Source organism: Streptomyces sp. E11-3, from assembly GCF_046540415.1.
GTDB lineage: Bacteria > Actinomycetota > Actinomycetes > Streptomycetales > Streptomycetaceae > Streptomyces.
In genome coordinates this window covers 459,361-477,576 of the sequence record NZ_JAZGRL010000001.1, presented here as the reverse complement: position 1 = coordinate 477,576, position 18,216 = coordinate 459,361, and the positions used below count along the sequence as shown (strand labels likewise).

The following is an 18,216-nucleotide window of genomic DNA, read 5'->3' as shown; positions in this document are numbered from 1 at the left end:
CCCAGCCGGCCACCCCCACCCCGACGGTGCCCCCGGTCGCCTCCTTCGCCGATCTGGAACTGCCGGCCGAGGTGCTGCGTAAGCTCACCGAGCTCGGCGTGCGCGAGCCCTTCCCGATCCAGGCAGCCACGCTGCCGAGCGCCCTCGCGGGACGCGACGTCCTGGGGCGCGGACGCACCGGATCGGGCAAGACGCTCGCCTTCGGCCTGCCGCTGCTCGCACGGACGGCCGGGCGGCGCGCGGAGCCGAAGCAGCCCCTCGCCCTGGTCCTGGTGCCCACGCGGGAGCTGGCCCAGCAGGTCACCGAGGCGCTCACACCGTACGCGGAGGCGCTCCGGCTGCGGATGGCCACGGTCGTCGGCGGTGTGTCGATCGGCCGACAGGCCGCCGCGCTCCGTGACGGGGTCGAGGTCGTCGTCGCCACCCCGGGCCGGCTGCACGACCTCATCGAGCGCAAGGCCTGCCGCCTGGGACGCGTACGGATCACGGTCCTCGACGAGGCCGACCAGATGTGCGACATGGGCTTCCTTCCACAGGTCACGGAGGCGCTCGACCAGGTGCACCCCGACGGCCAGCGGATGCTGTTCTCGGCCACCCTGGACCGCGACGTCGACCACCTGGTCGAGCACTACCTCCACGACCCCGTCGTCCACTCGGTCGACCCGCCCGCGGGCGCGGTCACGACGATGGACCACCATGTGCTGGTCGTCCACGGCCCCGACCGGTACGCCGTCACCACGGAGATCGCCTCCCGCGACGGCCGCGTACTCATGTTCCTGGACACCAAGCACGCCGTCGACCAGCTCACCCGGCATCTGCGGGCCAACGGGGTGCACGCCGCGGCCCTGCACAGCGGCAAGGCCCAGCCGCAGCGCACACGGACCCTCGCCCAGTTCAAGAACCACCACATCACCGTCCTGGTGGCGACCAAGGTCGCGGCCCGTGGCCTGCACGTCGACGACCTCGATCTCGTGGTCAACGTCGACCCGCCCACCGACTCCAAGGACTACGTACACCGCGCGGGCCGCACCGCGCGGGCCGGTGAGTCCGGCAGCGTCGTCACGCTGGTGCTGTCGGGACAGCGCCGTGAGGTGAGCCGGCTGATGGCCGAGGCCGGCATCAAGGCGACGATCACCAAGGTGCGCTCGGGCGAGGCGGAGCTGAGCCGGATCACCGGGGCCAAGGCCCCTTCCGGTATCCCGCTCGACAGCGCGCCCGACGCGTCCCGGCCCAAGAACACCAACGCCCCCTTCCGCGGTCTGGGCACCAGTAAGGACGCCTCCCGCGCCACCGGCGGCAAGTCCCGCAAGGCCAGCGAGGCCCGCAAACTCGCCGAGGCCCGCAAGGCCGCCATGGTCCGCCGCGGCGGCTGAGAGTCTCTGCCCTGAGGTCGGCTGGCAGAAGGCCGCGGCGACCTGACACGTCAGGGCGTGGGTGCCGGCGCTGCGGCCGCCCAGGCGAACCCGTCCGGGTCGGTGAAAGGCCCGCCATCGCCGCCGATCGTGAGCCGGTGCGATCCGGTGCCGTCGGGAGAGACGCCGACGTCCTTGGCGAGGGCACGGCGCTTGTACAGCGCCAGCTTGACGGGGCTCGACTCGCCGGCAGCGAACTCGACGTACTTGCTGCCGAAGCTCCTCGCCACGGCGAGGCCCTGCCCGACGTAGAACTGCTTGCTCGCCTTCACGTCCTCGACTCCCAGCAGGAGCACGATCTCGTCGATTTGGCGGTTGGCCGGTCCTGTGTCCTTCTTCGCGGAGGTCGCGACCTTCCAGATCGTCCCGTCCGGGGCCTGTACGACACCGCCGTAGCCCCAGAGGGACTTCGCGGCAGGCTTCAGGGGCGTGGCGCCGGCGTCGAGGGCGGCGTCGACGAGGCTGTTGACGGTGGCAGGCTGGGACACCGTGAGCGCCAGGGTGAAGCCACGGAAGCCGGTGGTGGGTGCCTCCGAGGCGCGCAGGCGCAGCTGCGTGTCCAGACCGAAGGCGGCGGAGTAGAAGCGGTGGGCGGCCGTGGGGTCGGCCACGTCGAGGGTGATGGATTCGATGGATGCCATGGCCATCACGCTAGTTGCGGCTCGGCGGCCAGCGCTTCTTGATTCCTGACCGGTCTTGTCACCTGTTCTGCCGCCCACGGCGGCATCCCCGCCGCAGCGCCCGTCGCACGGCGCCGGTAAGTGCCGGGCGGCATGCCGACCAGCTCGGTGAAACGGGCGCTGAAGGTGCCCAGCGATGAGCAGCCGACCGCGACGCAGACCTCGGCGACGCTGAGGTCGCCACGGCGCAGCAGCGCCCTCGCGCGCTCGATGCGGCGCGTCATCAGGTACGCGTACGGCGACTCGCCGTAGGCCAGCCGGAACTGGCGGCTGAGCTGCCCGGCGGGCAGGTGCACGTCGCGGGCGAGCGCCTCGACGTCCAGCGGCTGCGCGTACTCCCGGTCGATCCGGTCGCGGACGCGGCGCAGTCGCGCGAGGTCGCTCAGGCGCTGTGCCGCGATGCGTGCGCGCCCCCACGAGGGGTGACACATGGGAGAGCTCCTTTTCATAGGTGTCCGTGAGTTCACGGGTGTCCGCGAGCACTTGGGGTGCCCGCCGCGTAGGCGGCCATCAGGGACGGATCGATGACCGGACGGCTCAGCGAAGTTCCTGGATGCGGATCAGGTTGCCCGCGGGGTCACGGAAGGCGCAGTCGCGGATGCCGTACGGCTGCTCGGTCGGTTCCTGGACGACCTCGGCGTCGCGGGCCTGCACCTTCGCGAAGACGCCGTCGAGGTCCCGGGTGGCCAGCAGGATCCAGCCGTAGGTGCCCTTGGCCATCATTTCGACGATGGTGCGGCGCTCGTCCTCGGTGATCCCGGGGTCGGCGGCCGGTGGCGCCAGGAGGATGGACGTGTCGGGCTGGCCGGCGGGGCCGATCGTGATCCAGCGCATCTTGCCCTGTCCGACGTCGCTGCGGACCTCGAAGCCGAGGACGTCGCGATAGAAGGCCAGGGACGCGTCCGGGTCGTCATGCGGAAGGGCGCTGGTGTGAATGGTGATGTCCATGACGATCATGCTAGGCACGGCCCTGTGACCCGCGCTTCTCGATTCCTGACGGATCTGGCCACCTGTTTCAAGGTCGCGGTGCGACAGCGGGCGGTGGGGCGGTCAGGCCGGGCTCCACGCGAGGCCGTGACCGCCAGCCAACCGGGCCGTCACGGAAAGATCGGCCGTGGCCCGAGCAGCGCCGCCGCGAGCCGGAGATACGCCCTGTACGCATCAGGGGTCAGCCAGGACAGTTCGACGGTGCTGCCCATGGCGAGATGACCGTCGCGAGGGACGGTGACGAGTCCGCGGCAGCGGGAGCTCAGGGCCCGTTTGGTGGCCGGGTCGAGGTTCCAGCCGGCGGCGGGGCGGCTGTGGTTGAGCACGACGACCGCCTCCCGGACCAGGGCTGAGTGGTTGAGGGCCACCAGCCGGTCCATGGTCTGCTGGGCCTGGGTGAGCCCGGCGGGGTCCGCGCGCGAGACGATGACGACACGGTCGGCGTACTGCAGGACCGCGGGCAGTGGTGTGTCCGCGTCGACGAGGGTGAGGGCGAAGTACTGCTGCGTGGCGCGGGCCACCCGGCTGAAGTCCGTGTCGGTGTACTGGACCCCCGCCGCGGGGTGGGACAACGAGTCGTTGGCCAGGACCAGGAGCCCCGAGCGGTGCGGGGACAGGAACAGTTGAAGGTCTTCGAAGCTGTGCACCTCGTGCAGCGACCGGGCCAGATCGGACAGGCCCGCCAGCGTGTTGCGAAAGACGCGGCGGCCGATGTGGACGTGGCTGCCGGCATGCCGGTCGGAGTCGATGGCGAGTACATGCTCCTGTCGCTGGTCGGCCAGGACCGCGCCGAGCATCATGGTCGTCGTGGTGCACCCGACGCCGTCCTTGACGCCCACGAGGGCGATCCGCAGTGGCCGCTCCAGGGGTGCTCGGATGGTCCGCGTCCAGCTCTCGCTGTCGTCCTTCGGTCCGCTCGCCTCATCCCGCTCGGGCGGCGCCGCGGTCTCGTCCGGTGTCCAGGGCTCCTCCTCGACGTTCGCCCACTCCGGGCCTCCCGGCAGCCGTGCGCCCAGGGCTTCGGCCACCTCCTGGGCGGTCGGCCGGTGCTCGGGCTCGGTCGAGACACAGCGCAGCAGCAACTCCCGCAGCTCGTCGTCGAGTCCCAGGAAACCCCGACTGCGGGCCAGCGCGCCCTGCTCGTAGGCGTGCCACGCGCGGCCCAGCACCGCGTGCAGCAGGATCGCACCCATGGAGTACACATCGCCCGCCGCGATCCGCGACTCGCCCCAGTAGGTCACCTCCGGCGCGCGATACGGCGAGCTGGCCGGGACGGATGCCGTCGACGCGCTCCACGCGCCGTCGATACGCGCCGACGTCCAACTGATGATGTTCAGCGTCGACTCGGTGATCAGGATCGCGCCCGGCGTGAGCGAGCCGTGCACGATGCCCCGGCGGTGGCAGCGGGTCACCGCGCGTGCCAGCTGCCAGCCGAGCCAGGTGAACAGCGGTGTGCCGGGCAGCGGTCCGGCCGCGTCCAGCACGGCCCGCAGCGTGGGAGCCGGCCGCCCGTCGGCGAGGGTGCCGAGCCGCAGGGCGAGCCACGGCGTGGGGATGCCCTTGAGGTCGCTGCCGACGACGGCGGGCGCGTACACCCCGTCCATACGGCGCAGCGCACGGCGCTCGATGTCCAGCAGTTCCTGCCCGACGGGCGACGCGAAAGACGAGGACACGCGCAGCAGTACCTGCCGCCCGGCCTCGTCCTCGCCGATGTAGGCCGTGGGTGTGCCGCCCGACCCGCCGCGCTGCAGGAGCGTGTACGGGCCGAGCGCCTGCAGATCCTGCAGCCGCAGCGGCAGCCAGGTCGGCGACGCCTGCAGCCCCGTCGGCAGGCGTACCTCCTCGTACTCGACCACCCGCTCGGGCGGCGGTGCCATCGGCCGGGCGCCCAGATGCGTGAGGAGGCGATCCTCCAGCCAGGCGAACGGCCGGGTGCCAGGCAGCAGTTCGCCGGTGCCCGCGGGGTGGGCGAGCCAGGCCGGGAAGTCGGGGGAGCGGCCCACGAGCGTGCGCAGACGCTCGGTGACGGCTCGGATCGTACGCAGCAGGTCGATCGGGGACACCGTGTCGAGCAGGATCTCCTGGGCGTCCGGGGAGAATCCGAACCGGCGGTGCTGCGCCGAGAGGTGCTCGTCGGCCGGTTCGACCTGGCGCATGAGACCGCCGAGGAACACCTCGGCGAGATGAGCGGTGTCCGCGCGCCAGGGGACGGCCGCCTGGACGAGCCGCATCACGGGCACGGTGAGCGGCGACACCGCGGCGAGGTGGGCGGCCAGCCGGTACGCCTCCTGCGACGCCGCGTCCCGGAATCGCAGGACGGCACTCGGTGCGTCCGTGCCACGGGTGTCGGCCCTGCCGCGCGGCGTCTTGGCGTGCGGCGGCTCCAGCAGGGGCAGCTTGGCGCTCGCACCCGGCGACGCGACGAGCCGGGCCCAGGCGGTGATCGCCGGCGGGTACGGTTCGAGCACGGGAACCGGTACGCCCGTGAAGCCCTCGCCCAGACCTGGGGGCAGCAGCGGGTCGGTCACCTCCCAGGTGTCGTTCACCGCTCCCCGCCGCCTGCTGGTCACCAGCCAGGGCTCCGAGCGGATCCCCGAGCCGTCCCACAGATGCGCGGGCAGGGTGTGCATGATCGCGGTCGGTCCCTGACGTGCCCAGCGCTCCAGGGCCTTCGTCATCCGCCCGTCCCGCCAGCACACCCCGACTCCGTCGCTGATCACCAGGACCAGCGTGCGGCCCGACGGGTCGACGACCGAGGCCGGGGACTGGACCGGAGCGTGCGGATCGAAGGGGCGGGCCCGCAGCACCGGCGCGCGTGCCGACCGGGTGTCCAGGCCGTGCACCCGGATGTCCCGGAAAGCACCCAGCCGTTCCAGCAGGGCGCGCAGTTCCGTCGCCAGGCGTCGCCACAGCAGCATCGAGATTCCGTCGTCGATGAGCAGGACGAGGTTCAGCCAGCGCCGTCGCGCGGGACGTGTCACCAGGTCAGGGAGCCCGGACTCGGCCAGCGCCGCGGCGGTGGCCTCCTCGTCGAACTCGGTCTTGAACGGGTCGGGTTGGGGCTGCTTCAGCGAGCGCAGCGCCCGCCCGAACCGCAGTTCGTCCTTCCCGAGCGCCTTCTCCTCGGGGACCCGTAGGGGCATCGCTCGCTGGGGCGCGCCTGCTCGGCGTTCCGTCCCGAGTTCGGCGAACTCGGGCGCGCTGCGTGCGGCCGCCGCTGCGTGCAGGGCACCGAGCAGCTGGGCAGGAGGCGGTGGTTGGGGCGGAGGACCCGGTTCCGGTGAGAAGTCCGGTGCGGGTCTGGTACTTGACGAGCCGTCAGAACCTTCGGCGTCGTCCGCTGATCCTGGCCCCTCCGGGCGCGTGGCAGCCCCGCGCAGGGAATGCGCGAGCGGGGCGGCGTCGTCCGCAGGCAGCCGTGCCGCCAGCCAGACGGCGTCGAGCAGTTCATGGACGGACAGGTCGTGCCCGGTGAGCTGCGCCAGCCGGCCGAGCGCCGACGGCAGCGGCTCGGCGTCGCCGCCCGACTCCGCCGGGGTGCGCGGGCCTGTGCCGTCGGACGGCATCTAGACCGCCCCGCCGAGCCGGTGCAGTACGGCGTCGAGCAGTCCGTCGGCGTCCAGGTCGACCCCGCCCTTGCGCAGGAACACGGCGTTGAGCAGCTGATCCGTGGCCAGCTCACCGGGCGCCCGGCGGTTGAGGAAGGCGTGCAGGAGATCGTCCACGCCGTCCAGGGCCCCCTCGCCGAGGTGCGCGGCCACGATGTCGCGCAGCCGCGCTTCGTCCGGATCAGGCAGGTCCAGGCGTACGCAGCGGCGCATGAAGGCCGGGAAAGTCGCGCTCGCCGTTGCTCGTGATCACCACGACGGGGAACTCCCGGCAGCGGACCAGGCCTCGGGGCAAGGTGACCCGATCACTGTCCGAGCCGTGAGTGAGGACCGCGACCTCGGCCTGCGCCGCGGGCAGCCGGGACAGCTCGGGGATCTCGAACTCGCCCTCCTCGAAGACGGTCAGCAGGTCGTTGGGCAGGTCCACGTCGCCCTTGTCCAGCTCATCCACCAGCAGGACCCGCGGCTGGTCGCGCGGCACGAGGGCCGTGCCCAGCGGGCCGAGGCGGACGAAGGTGCCGATCTCGGGCTCGGTGTCGCCCCGCTCCTTGCGCAGATGAGTCTCACGGAGCCGGCCGATGGCGTCGTAGCCGTACAGGGCTTCCTTGAGGACCGAGCGGCTGTTGACGGGCCACTGGAGCACCGACCCCAGGGTGAGCTCGTGGGCGATGGCATGCGCCAGAGAGGACTTGCCGGTGCCGGGGTGCCCGGTGACCAGCAGCGGGCGGCGCAATTGCAGGGCGGCGCTCACCACGTCGGCCTCGGTGCGCCCGATGAGGTACGGGCGGTGCCGGATGCGGGAACCCGAGGCGTCGCCGAACTGCCGCCATGGTGGGGCCTCGGGGAAGTCCACCTGCCGGGCCACACGGTCGCCGCGGAACAGCCGCCACTCGTCGCTGTGCGTCATATCGCCTGTTCCGTTCCTTCCGAGGGGTCGGCGAGCTGGAGTTCGTCGGGCAACGGCAGTTCGGCGTCCTCCCACACCAGCGCGGGGCGCTGGGATTCCGCGCCGTGCGCATACGCGCGGACCCTGAAGTGCCGCAGGCGCTCCGGGAGTCCGTCGACCGGACCCTCCGGCACGACGGCATCGAGCCGGGGCCCTCCACCAGAGCCGGCGGCACCGCACGCTCCGTCATCCGCTCGGTTTCCACGGCCCCCGGGACCTCCGCGGTCTTCGCGATCCCACAGCACGATCGGGACACCCATCACGAGGCAGACGGGAAGGAGTTCGCCGCGCTGCTCGGCGCCCCCTTGTACGAAGACGCGCGCGCTGTCCCGGTGGGTTGTCTTCAGCAGCCCGATGAGTCCCGCGCGCCCGCCGACGGTGTGGTCGGCGAGGAGCGGGGGGCTCTGCGTACGCACCTTCCACCGCCGCTTGAGGTCCGAGACGCCGGTACGGGAGCGCATCCGCAGCTTCGGGCAGCGCAGTACGAGGTGGAAGTCCTCGCCGAGCGGGGCCGGGATGACTTCGTCGGCGCCGGCGCCGTCCCACTCGTCCACCGGAAGCTCCAGCCCGTCGGGTGGTACGGACACGGCGACGAGCGCCACCCCGTCCCCCGTACCGTCGACCCCGCCCGCGACCTCGCGGATCAGCCGGGCGATCTCCCGGCCGGTAAGAGGCCGTTCGGAGCCTGTGACGGCGCGCGCGGCGGTCCCGTCGGGCCGCAGCCGCCAGACCGAGCAGCGGTAGTGGTCGGCCGGGTCCTTGGCGTACCGGTCGAGTTCCACCAGGATCCGGGCGCCGGCCGGGGCGGTGCGCCGTGACCATCGCTCGGCGTCGGCGCGCCGCTCGTGCAGTGCCGACGGGTGGACGCCGAGGCGGGTGGCGACCCGTCGGCTCCACTCCTGAAGCGCCTGGCAGGCCATTCCACCCGTCTCGGCGGCCACGTACTCGACCACGCGCAGCAGGGCGGGCAACCGCGGCGTCTCCTCCGGCACCGGTGACCCGTCGCCGTACCAGGTCTCCAACTCCCGTAGGACACCGGGCACGGCGGACGGCGCGAGGCGGGCCGCCTGGAGTGACTGGGGCAGGTCGACGTAGGGCAGGGCGGCGGTCGCGGCGCGGTGTAGCAGGCCAGGATCGTGCCGGACGACATGCTCCACCTTGGCGAGTAGCGTGCGGTGTTCGGCGACCGACAGCAGTCGGGCCGCGTCGGTGAGCCGCCCCAGGGCGAGCAGCCGGTCGAGCTCGCCGCGACCGCGCGGGTCGTCGGCCAGCTTGGGGGCCAGCGACTCGGCGAGCGTGGGCAGCGCCCGCTCCGTACCGCTGAGCAGCTGGGCCAGCTCCTCCACGGAGGGCGCGGTCCCGTCGACCGGGGCGCGCAGGCGGAGTTGGGCGGCGAGCTCTCCGGCGTGCGCGGAGCGTGCCCCCGGGTCGCCGAGCAGGGTGTGCAACGGGCCGACCATCATGTCGCGTACCGACTCGTCCACGTCGAGGACGGCGGGTCTCGCCCACAGCGCGTCCAGATGCTTCTCGGGAACCGCCCCCGCCCGGCGTAGCTCCGCGAGGACCGACTGCCAGCCGAGGCCCCAGCTTCGCCGCACCGTGTGCTGCGCCGAGAACGCCGCGTCCGGGGCCGCGATCCGGCCCATGACCAGGCCCACGGCAGCTCCGTGGTCCATCGACCACAGGGGCCCGCCGCTGTAACCCTCGCCGATGGAAGCCCCCGACAGCTGTCCGTCGAGGTAGCCGACGCCGTCCTCGTACGCGGCGACCCGGACGTCGGCGTACGAGAACGTCTGCCCGCCCCCGTACCAGGCCCTGACGTCCTGCCCGCTCGTCATCTCCAGCCAGCGGACCGGGCCCACCGGCGGCGGGGGCTCTTCGTCCAGCTCGAGGACGGCCAGGTCGCCCTCCCACTTCAGCGAGTCGTCCCCCATCGCCCCGTACCGCTGGGGTCGTGGGGGTATCCAGGCCGTGAGCCGCGCCCGCCAGGTACGGGTGGCGGACAGCACCGGGAAGGCGACGTCGACCACGATGCTTCCGGGGTCCTGAGTGCTGAGCAGCCGCACTCCGAGGGCCGCGTTGACGACGTGCGCACAGGTCAGCAGGGACCGGCCGGAGAGGTAAACGCCCGCACCGGCCGTGCGCCCCTGGCGTTTCGACAGCACCTGGACGAGCGCACTGCGGGCGTCCGCGGCTGGCCCGTCCTGCGCGGCCGCGAACCAGGTCACGCGTCGGTTCCTCGGGGCAGCTGCCACGTAGCCGAAATGGTCATACTGGCCTGGCCGTTGGCGCCGACGATACCGATCTTCAGGTCCTGGCCGATCTGGATCCCGAAGTCGACGGAGATCTCGTGCGGCGGGTCGGGGATGCCTCGCACCGAGTCGTGCACCTGCTGGAGCACGGGACCCAGCGGGCTCAACACCGTCCGCAGCGCATCCGTGGCCAGCGCCCCGACGCGCGCCCCACGCCCCACCGGAGTCACTCCGGCTATGCCTTCTGGCAGATCGGCACCGCCTTCCGGGGGCGTCGGCCCCTCACCCGCTGCCGACAGCTCAAGACGAACAGATGCACCGTCATCGAGCGTGAACTCCATGTAGTCATAGTCTGGCACAACCCGCATTGTGCCGATCAACGACGCGTCCAGACAGGTGAGTTGAGAAAATGGTCGCGCGCAATCTGCGCGAGGAGCTTTGACTCCGATCGGGGGGCGCCGGCGGGAAAGCCGGGTGCGGAGGGTCGGTGGGGTGGTGTGTGATCGGGGGATGGCGATCGAGATGGGTAGGCCGGGGGCCGACGGGCTCGGTGACGTAGTACGGGTGTTGGGGGAGTGGCAGCACGACGGAGGGCTCGTGCAGTTGCACCCGGGGGATGTGGGGTGGTTCTGGCGGTTCGGTGCGGAGCGGACGGCGGAGGCCACGCGGACCTGGAGCCGGGCTGGGGAGGTTCTGGCGGTCGGGCTGCTGGATGGCCCGGAGTTGCTGCGGTTGGCGATCGCGCCGGAGGCCTTGCGGGACGAGGAGCTGGCGCGGCAGGTGGTCGAGGACGTATCGGCGCCTGAGCGTGGTGTGCTGAGCGAGGGCAAGGTGTCCGTCGACGCGTCGATGAGTGCGCTCGTCCAGGACCTGCTGTTCCAGGCCGGCTGGGAGAGCGACCAGCCGTGGATGCCCCTTCGGCGCGACCTCGGCGAGCCTGTGCCGGATCCCGGTGTACGCGTCGAGGTGACCGGGCCGGAACAGGCGCGCGAGCGGACCGCGGTTCAGCGGGCGGCGTTCGACAGGCCCACGTTCACCGACGAGCGCTGGCACGCGATGGCGGCGGGAACGCCGTACGCCGACGCGCGGTGCCTGGTCGCTCGCAACGAGCAGGGCGAAGCGGTGGCGGCCGTGACGGTGTGGTCGGCGGGTACGGGCAAGCCCGGGCTGATCGAGCCGATGGGCGTGCACCCGGCACACCGCCGTCATGGTTACGGCCGAGCGATCACGGTCGCCGCGGCGCGTGCCCTCCAGGAGTTGGGTTCGTCGAGCGTGGTCGTGTGCACGCCGAGCTCCAACGTCGGCGCCGTCGCCACCTACCAGTCGGCCGGCTTCGAGCGGTTGCCCGAGATCCGGGATCAGTACCGCCACGCTCACTGAGGTTCTCGGTCGCCGCACGACGGCAGGTGGCGCCGATGGGCGGGCTGTTCGACCTGCGCGGGCCCGGCCCGGATCAAACGATCCTGAGCCGGGGCCGCGTCTGGCCTGCCGATCAGCTCGCCATACTGGCGAACTTGCCGGGCTCGTACGAACCACCCGGGTTGGCCACGATCACGTTCATCCGGGTGGCCGCGTTGATCAGGGCGACCAGGCCGACCAGCGCACCGACCTGGTCGTCGTCGTAGTGCTTGCGCACCTCGGCCCAGGTCTCGTCGGAGACGCCGTGGTTGGTGAGCTGAGTGCCTTCCTCGGCGAGCACCATCGCGTTCCGCGGCCTCGGCGAACGCCATGTACAGACGACGCCCGAGACCGGTGCCGCGGGTGTCGTCCCGCGTAGCGATGAGATGCACGTACCTGGTGCCGTTCGGGGTGACGAACCCGAAGATGTACCCACGGATGCCGTCCTGAGCCACGGCAACCAGGCAGGTCGAGTCAGACTCCTGCACCAGGGCCGGAAGGTGCAGTGACCGAAGGTCGCGTTCGCCCCCGATCATGGCAGGCGCCTTGGCCGTAACAGGCGAAGGCCCGTGCGGGTTGGGCAACGCCCTGACGGATCGCTGCCAGTCCGTGCCGGGACGGAAACCGTGGGAGTGGCGGGAAGACCGGACGTCGTAGGGGCTTGGATCCCGGTTTCGGGATCGGTCAGTTGTCGCGGGGTTTGCCGAACTCTTCGATCAGCACGGGATACTGCTCCCCACCGTGTCCGGCGGCGATCGCGCGGTCGGCCATCGCCTTGATCAACTTCGGCAGTTCGGCGTTGACGCCCACCGCCTCGCTCTCCTCGATCAGGTGGGCCATCGACCGCACCTCGGTCTCCAGGGCCGACACCTCGGCCGGGAAGGACCCGCTGTCGATCTGCTGGGCGTACCCCGGCAGCCATTCGGCCACACCGGCAGCGATCTGCTGCGCGAACGGCGCGTACGTGGCGGCGTCAACACCAGCCGTCCTGAGCAGGGCAGTGCCCTGGAGCCAGGCGTTCAGGACGCTCCACATCATGGCAAGGCCGGCCACGTCGTACAGGGACGCCAGCCCATGGTCCGCGCCAAGGTAGGTGACGGTACCGAGAGCGTCGAGTGTTGACTTGTGGGCCTCGAAGTCCGACTGTGGCCCGCTGTGCAGAATCACCGCCTCGGCGGTCCCGATCCCCGACGGGATGGCCATGATGGCGCCGTCCAGGTAGCGGGCGCCGTGCTGCTCGGCCCATCGGGCGGCGTCCCGGGCTTGGGCCGAGTCGCCCGAGGTCAGGTTGATCAACATCGTGCCGTCCAGTGCGGTATCGCTCGCGCCGAGCAGCTCGTGCATGGCCTGGTAGTCGGCGACGCAGATGAGCGTGAGGGAACCTGCCTTGAGCGCGTCGCCGACAGTTGGCGCCAGCCACGCGCCCTCAGCCACCAGCTGGTCGGCCTTGGACGTCGTACGGTTCCATACAGTTGTGGGATGCCCGGCTTTGAGGAACGCGCCGGCGAGTGCCTGCCCCATCCGTCCAAGTCCGATGACGGTCACGGGTGTAGCGGTGTTGTTGTTCATGGCAGCATCGTCAACGTTGATACCGGTGTGAAGGTCAAGTGAGGTTCGATGCGGATCGGGGAGCTGGGTCGTCGGACGGGCGTCAACGCCCATCAGTTGCGGTACTACGAGGCCCAGGGCCTGCTGGAGGCAGACCGTCGGGCGAACGGATACCGTGAGTACGACGAGAACGCCGTGCTGCGGGTGAAGCAGATCCGACACCTGCTTGGAGCCGGTCTGTCCTCCGAGGACATCGCGTACCTGCTGCCCTGTGCGGTCGGAGAGGCCCCGGAGCTGCCCGGGTGTCCCGAGTTGCTGGCCGCGATGCGGTCACGGCTGCGGCGACTGGACGATCAGATGGAAAGGATCGCTCAATCCCGCGACGCTCTGGCCACCTACATTGATGCGGCCGATCGCATGGGCGGCGAGAGCTATCCCCCCTTTGACGATCCTGACCAGGAACCCGTCCCCGCCTGAGCATCCCGGATGCCCGTGCGCGTCCGATCACGCCGTAACCGCTTAGCGGCCAGCCCCGGAAGTTCTTCGGAGGGGTTGGCGTGAGGTCAGGTGGAGGCGGCTTGGAGGAGGGTGTCGGCTGCGGTGGTGCGGGCGTAGAGGACGGAGCGGCCCGCGCGGTGGGCGGTGACCAGGCCCGCTTTACGCAGCGCGGTGAGGGATTGGGATATCCCTGCGGGGGAGAGGCCGGTGCGGTGGGCCAACTGTGTGGTGGAGGACGGGGTCTCCAGTTCGGTCAGTAGCAGGGTCCGTGAGCGGCCCAGTACGGCTGAGAGGGCCTCGGTGCGGGGTGCGGGGCGCGCTGTCCACAGGGAGCCGATGCCGCGTGCCGGATAGGCGAGTTGGGGTGGGTCAGGCAGTGTCGTTCGGGTGCGCAGCCCCGGTCCGGTGAAGGCCGAGGGGATCAGCAGCAGTCCCGTGCCTGCGGTCGTGCGGGTCAGCGGCTGTTTTCGGCGGGCCATCCGCAAGGCGTTGTCGTCCCAGCTCACTGACGTGTGCAGGTCGTTGAGGAGGCAGCCGGCACCGTGCTCGGCGACCATACGAGCCCGGTAGAAGATGTCTGCGTCCAGCACTTCCCGGATCCGTGCCCAATAAGGGGCCAGCGCCAGCTCCCAGTACGTTTCGATTTCTTCTGTGAGGTTGGCCAGGCGGGTCTGCGGGGCGGCATGCAGACTCCGCAGCCGGGGACCCAGGTACCCCTGGTGACGGGCCAGGTGGTCGAGATCCTTGCGTACCCGGTCGGCGGGTGCGGCCCGGATCGCATCCAGCTCTGCCGCCGGGGTGGGTGCCGGTCCGGTGGGGGCCGGGTTGAGGAAGTCGGGGACGTAGCCGGTGGGCGGGATCAGCTCGGAGAGCCAGCCTCGGTCCAGCCCGGCGGCCATCACGCGTGACCGTACCTGGTCGGCCCAGGGCCGGTGGACCGGATGCGCGGCGGCGGACGTCAGCAGCCGGAAGCTGGGCGCAACCTCCCACATCGGTGACACGGCGAACCGCACCTGCGCCAGATCGCTCGCCGAGAACACCAGCTCTGCCAGGACAACCACTCCTCAATGGATTCAGGCATATATGAATCAATGGCGGGCCAGCCTACTGTGCGGAGATCATCCCGCCATGACCTCACAGACGATCACTGCGGCGGCATCGGGCACCTGGAAGCTCGGCGACCTGACGGTCAACCGGATCGGCTTCGGCGCGATGCGCCTGCCGCAGCATGGCGAGGCGTTCGCTGCCGGTGCCGTCCCACGCGACCGCGACCAGGCGATCAGTGTGCTGCGCCGCGCGGTCGAGCTCGGCGTGAACCACATCGACACCGCCGCGTTCTACTTCTCCCCGCTGCGCTCCGCCAACGAGCTGATCAACCAGGCACTCGCCCCCTACCCGGACGACCTCGTCATCACCACCAAGGTCGGACCGGGCCGCGACCCTTCAGGCCAGTGGCTGCCGCACGCCACCCCCGAGCAGCTGCGCGGCCAGGTCGAGGAGAACCTGCGCCAGCTCGGCCGCGACCACCTCGACGTGGTGAACCTGCGCATCGTCGGCACCGACTCGATCGCCGAACGCTTCGGGGCACTCGCCGAACTGCGCGAGGCCGGGCTCATCCGTCACCTGGGCCTGTCCAACGTCCGCCCCCACCACCTCGCCGAGGCCCAGACCATCGCACCGGTGGTCTGCGTCCAGAACATGTACGGCATCGGCGCATCACCCGAGCAGAAGGAGTTCCTGGGCATCTGCGGTGAGCAACGCGTCGCGTTCGTGCCGTTCTACTCGATCGCCGGCACTGGACGCGAAGGGGGCGCGACCACCGACCACAGCCCGGAGGTGCACGCCATCGCCCGCGCCCACGGGGTGAGCACAGCCCAGATCCGGCTCGCGTGGACCCTGCACCAGGGCCCCCACGTCCTGGCCATCCCCGGCACTGGCGACCTCGACCACCTCACCCAGAACGTCGCCGTCGGTTCCCTGCGTCTGTCGGAGGAAGAACTCACGGCCCTGGACCCCCTCCACTGACCAGGCAGTCAGGCGCCGCGCCAGCGATGTGCGTACCCGTCCCTCAGCGGTCCGCCGAGCAGGTCGAGTACCTCCTCGGCCGCCGTCGCCAACGGGGTGGGATCGGCGTGTTCCGCCAGAGCTTGATGGCCGTCCAGCAGAGCCTTTCCCCGTACCGGGTCCGCGCTCAGCACTCTGCGGGGCAACCACTTGCCGATGCCCGTCCAGGCGCCGTGGTACGCAGTGAGCAGGTGCGCCGCCTCGCGCAGGGTGAAGTCGGCGAGGCACAGCTGTTCATACCGGTTGGCCGACGGGGTGTCGACCAGGTCGTCCATGAAGCAGGTCAGGCCGTAGCGGCCTCGTTCCCATTCCGCCGACGTAAGCGGCGGCGGACCGGCCGCGAGCACCGCTCGGGCCTGTGCGCGCGTACGGGAAAGATCGCCGTGCGGGTCCATCAACGGCAGACCCTGGTCATAGATGAACAGGACCGTGCCGCGGCGGCGGGCCCTGTCCCACTCGAAGAATTCCGGTATGTCGACAAGGGTGTTCAGGAACAGCTCTGCCAGGCGACCCTCATGGCGTACGACCTCACGGCGGCTGATGTCCGAGTCCGGCAGGAGGATGGCCACGTCCAAGTCGCTGGACGAAGTAGCGCGACCCTGCGCAGCCGATCCCCCCAGCGTGGCACCCAGGGCATCCGGGAAGCGGGTCGTAACCAAGCGCAGAGCCTGAGCGGCAGCAGTTCCTTGATCGTGCATGGGCGCTCATCGTGCCATCCGCCGCGAACGCACGCCAGGGCCCAGGCGCACGCCTGGCTGCGGTCTGCCCCGGTCGAGCCGCCTGAAGCGGTCGGGCGTCCGCAGCGCGGGACGGTGGTGCTCCACGGCGGCGATCGTCGGCATACTGGCCGCTCTTGATCACCGCTGCACCCGCAGGAGGAAGCATGGCCGCAAGTTTCAGAACCGTCATCGAGGTGGGGGCGGAGCACCTCGAACAGGCCCGGGCCGTCGACCGGTTGTTCCAGGAGGCGATCGCTCCCGCGACCGTCAACTTCGACTTCGCGCACATCCGGGAGGCGGCCGCCGCCGTGCCCGGCAGTGAGATCGTGAAGATGATCCGCGGCTGGGGGCTCCAGGAGAGCGCCCCCGTCATGGTGATGGTGCTGTCGCTGAAGGAGGCGGTACGGCAGGCGCTGCCCGCGGAGTTCGCCGAGGCGGGCTTCTGGGAGACCGTCGAGCAGGAGCTCATCCGCGCCTTCACCGGGCTCGCCGCGCAGGAGGGCGCGCCGGGACTGTCGTACTACGAGGAAGGCGCGGACCGCACCAGTTACTACCGGGACCTTCTCTTCGCCCTGCAGGACGCCGAGACCGGCGAGTACCTGTACACGATCGCGTTCTGCATCGATGTGACCCTCGGCGTGGACAAGGACCGGGCTGGCGCCCTGGAAATCATGGACGTGGTGCCGTTCTCGATCCGGCTCAACGCGATCGTGCTGCGTCAGGGACTGTCGCTCGCGGCTTGACCGCGACGCGTGTCGGCCCGCCGTCCCGGGCCGTTCCGGGCCACTGAGGTGTCTGACCTTGTGCAGCGTGGCGATGGAGCGCAGAGCCTCGACCAAGGACCAGGGAATCGGCCCGTACCCGCCGGGCGTGAAGCTGCGCTGTGGGCCCGCTTAAGAAAGCGTCGATGGACGCGACGCTCCGCGCTGGGCAGATTGGAGCGCGTTCACGGACCGGTACCGCCTTTTCGGTAGCCGATCAGTCCCGTCGCCCCTGCCTGGAGCCGCCCCGATGAAGGCACTTGTCAAGCAGTACGCCGAGCCCGGCCTCTGGCTCATGGACGTGCCGGAGCCCGAGACCGGCCCCTCGGACGTGCTGATCAAGGTGCTGCGTACCGGCATCTGCGGCACCGACCTGCACATCAGATCGTGGGACGGCTGGGCGCAGCAGTCCGTCACCACGCCCCGCGTCCTCGGGCACGAGTTCGTCGGCGAGGTCGCGGCGGTCGGCGCCGACGTCACGGATATCGCGGTCGGCGACGTGGTGAGCGGCGAGGGCCACCTGGTGTGCGGGAAGTGCCGCAACTGCCTTGCCGGGCGCCGCCATCTGTGCCGGAGCACCGTCGGCCTCGGCGTCGGCCGTGACGGCGCGTTCGCGGAGTACGTCGCGCTGCCCGCCTCCAACGTGTGGGTCCACCGCACCAAGGTCGACCTGGACGTCGCCGCGATCTTCGACCCGTTCGGCAACGCCGTGCACACCGCGCTGTCCTTCCCGCTCGTCGGCGAGGACGTACTGATCACCGGAGCGGGCCCCATCGGCATCATGGCCGCGGCCGTCGCCCGGCACGCCGGCGCGCGCAACGTGGTGATCACTGATGTCAGCGAGTCCCGGCTGGCCCTCGCCCGCAAGGCGGGCGCGACCCTCGCGGTGAACGTGGCCGAGACCGACATCGCAGCGGCCCAGCGGCAGCTCGGTCTCAAGGAGGGCTTCGACATCGGCCTGGAGATGTCCGGCCGCCCTGAGGCCATGCGTGACATGGTCGACAACATGACGCACGGCGGCCGTATCGCGATGCTGGGCCTGCCCGCGCAGGAATTCGCCGTCGACTGGTCGAAGATCGTGACCTCGATGATCACGATCAAGGGCATCTACGGCCGTGAGATGTTCGAGACCTGGTACGCGATGACGGTCCTGCTGGAGGGCGGACTCGACCTCAGCCCCGTGATCACCGGCAGCTACGGCTACCAGGACTTCAACGCGGCGTTCGACGAGGCCGCCACCGCCCGCAGCGGCAAGATCATCCTCGATTGGACCGCATAGAGGCCGTCCGGCTCGTCCGGCTCATCCAGCTCGTCCAGCCGGACCAGTCCAGCCCCCGGACCTG

16 protein-coding genes and 2 pseudogenes are annotated in these 18,216 nt (G+C 70.9%); 6 read left to right on the top strand and 12 right to left on the bottom strand.

All coding sequences use genetic code 11. The features are described from left to right. Nucleotides 1-1,373 (top strand): DEAD/DEAH box helicase (locus tag U9R90_RS02175; RefSeq protein WP_411054639.1); only part of this gene is annotated, 1,373 nt, incomplete at its 5' end. A 50-nt stretch (nt 1,374-1,423) separates the two neighbouring features. On the opposite strand, the gene U9R90_RS02170 is transcribed toward U9R90_RS02175, so the two are convergent. The 7 genes and pseudogenes from U9R90_RS02170 to U9R90_RS02140 all read right to left on the bottom strand — a co-directional run bounded on the left by U9R90_RS02170 (nt 1,424) and on the right by U9R90_RS02140 (nt 10,244). After that, on the bottom strand, nt 1,424-2,053 hold the full coding sequence (locus tag U9R90_RS02170) for a glyoxalase (RefSeq protein WP_411054638.1): 630 nt from the start codon (nt 2,051-2,053) through the stop codon (nt 1,424-1,426). Between the two features lie 5 nt (nt 2,054-2,058). Further along, nucleotides 2,059-2,523: a helix-turn-helix transcriptional regulator gene (locus tag U9R90_RS02165; protein ID WP_411054637.1), complete on the bottom strand. Its 465-nt coding sequence runs from the start codon at nt 2,521-2,523 to the stop codon at nt 2,059-2,061. A gap of 106 nt (nt 2,524-2,629) precedes the next feature. Continuing rightward, complete coding sequence (locus U9R90_RS02160; RefSeq protein ID WP_411054636.1) at nt 2,630-3,040, bottom strand: VOC family protein; 411 nt, start codon at nt 3,038-3,040, stop codon at nt 2,630-2,632. Between the two features lie 149 nt (nt 3,041-3,189). Next, the gene (locus tag U9R90_RS02155) at nt 3,190-6,645 is read right to left on the bottom strand and encodes an SAV_2336 N-terminal domain-related protein (protein WP_411054635.1); all 3,456 of its coding nucleotides are present in this window, start codon (nt 6,643-6,645) and stop codon (nt 3,190-3,192) included. Then, a pseudogene (locus U9R90_RS02150) lies at nt 6,646-7,594 on the bottom strand (AAA family ATPase). After that, nucleotides 7,591-9,861, bottom strand: coding sequence for a trypsin-like peptidase domain-containing protein (locus tag U9R90_RS02145; protein WP_411054634.1), 2,271 nt, complete (start codon nt 9,859-9,861; stop codon nt 7,591-7,593). Before U9R90_RS02145 ends, U9R90_RS02150 begins: the two are co-directional and overlap by 4 nt. Further along, nucleotides 9,858-10,244: a CU044_2847 family protein gene (locus U9R90_RS02140; protein ID WP_411054633.1), complete on the bottom strand. Its 387-nt coding sequence runs from the start codon at nt 10,242-10,244 to the stop codon at nt 9,858-9,860. The genes U9R90_RS02145 and U9R90_RS02140 overlap by 4 nt, the downstream gene beginning before the upstream one ends. A 151-nt stretch (nt 10,245-10,395) precedes the next feature. Here U9R90_RS02140 and U9R90_RS02135 point away from each other — a divergent pair, with 151 nt between their 5' ends. Beyond that, entirely contained in the window at nt 10,396-11,265 is an 870-nt protein-coding gene (locus U9R90_RS02135) for a GNAT family N-acetyltransferase (protein ID WP_411054632.1), read from the top strand. Nucleotides 11,266-11,377: 112 nt separating this feature from the next. Here the strand turns inward: U9R90_RS02135 and U9R90_RS02130 are convergent, their stop codons facing one another. The 3 genes and pseudogenes from U9R90_RS02130 to U9R90_RS02120 all read right to left on the bottom strand — a co-directional run bounded on the left by U9R90_RS02130 (nt 11,378) and on the right by U9R90_RS02120 (nt 12,852). Next, nucleotides 11,378-11,587, bottom strand: coding sequence for a hypothetical protein (locus tag U9R90_RS02130; protein ID WP_411057788.1), 210 nt, complete (start codon nt 11,585-11,587; stop codon nt 11,378-11,380). Continuing rightward, nucleotides 11,574-11,810 (bottom strand): annotated as a pseudogene (locus U9R90_RS02125) (GNAT family N-acetyltransferase); the annotation flags it as partial. The gene U9R90_RS02130 and the pseudogene U9R90_RS02125, both read right to left, overlap by 14 nt. Nucleotides 11,811-11,967: 157 nt before the next feature. After that, a complete protein-coding gene (locus U9R90_RS02120) occupies nt 11,968-12,852 on the bottom strand; it encodes an NAD(P)-dependent oxidoreductase (RefSeq protein ID WP_411054631.1) in 885 nt (294 codons plus the stop codon). Nucleotides 12,853-12,900: 48 nt separating this feature from the next. On the opposite strand from U9R90_RS02120, the gene U9R90_RS02115 reads away from it, so the two are divergent. Then, the gene (locus U9R90_RS02115; RefSeq protein WP_411054630.1) at nt 12,901-13,308 is read left to right on the top strand and encodes a MerR family transcriptional regulator; all 408 of its coding nucleotides are present in this window, start codon (nt 12,901-12,903) and stop codon (nt 13,306-13,308) included. 86 nt (nt 13,309-13,394) lie between these two features. Here U9R90_RS02115 and U9R90_RS02110 read toward each other — a convergent pair whose 3' ends face one another. Continuing rightward, nucleotides 13,395-14,390: a winged helix-turn-helix domain-containing protein gene (locus U9R90_RS02110; protein WP_411054629.1), complete on the bottom strand. Its 996-nt coding sequence runs from the start codon at nt 14,388-14,390 to the stop codon at nt 13,395-13,397. Nucleotides 14,391-14,457: 67 nt separating this feature from the next. Here U9R90_RS02110 and U9R90_RS02105 point away from each other — a divergent pair, with 67 nt between their 5' ends. After that, nucleotides 14,458-15,354 (top strand): aldo/keto reductase, encoded by an 897-nt coding sequence (locus U9R90_RS02105; RefSeq protein WP_411054628.1) that lies wholly within the window; start codon nt 14,458-14,460, stop codon nt 15,352-15,354. Nucleotides 15,355-15,362: 8 nt separating this feature from the next. Here the strand turns inward: U9R90_RS02105 and U9R90_RS02100 are convergent, their stop codons facing one another. Continuing rightward, nucleotides 15,363-16,091 (bottom strand): nucleotidyltransferase domain-containing protein, encoded by a 729-nt coding sequence (locus U9R90_RS02100; protein ID WP_411054627.1) that lies wholly within the window; start codon nt 16,089-16,091, stop codon nt 15,363-15,365. 185 nt (nt 16,092-16,276) lie between these two features. On the opposite strand from U9R90_RS02100, the gene U9R90_RS02095 reads away from it, so the two are divergent. Both U9R90_RS02095 and tdh read left to right on the top strand, forming a co-directional pair. Beyond that, the gene (locus U9R90_RS02095; protein ID WP_411054626.1) at nt 16,277-16,855 is read left to right on the top strand and encodes a Type-2Aa cytolytic delta-endotoxin; all 579 of its coding nucleotides are present in this window, start codon (nt 16,277-16,279) and stop codon (nt 16,853-16,855) included. Between the two features lie 268 nt (nt 16,856-17,123). Then, nucleotides 17,124-18,152 carry an L-threonine 3-dehydrogenase gene (gene tdh, locus U9R90_RS02090; protein ID WP_411054625.1) on the top strand — a complete coding sequence of 343 codons (1,029 nt, stop codon included), beginning with the start codon at nt 17,124-17,126 and terminating at the stop codon, nt 18,150-18,152. The last annotated feature ends 64 nt before the right edge of the window (nt 18,153-18,216 follow it).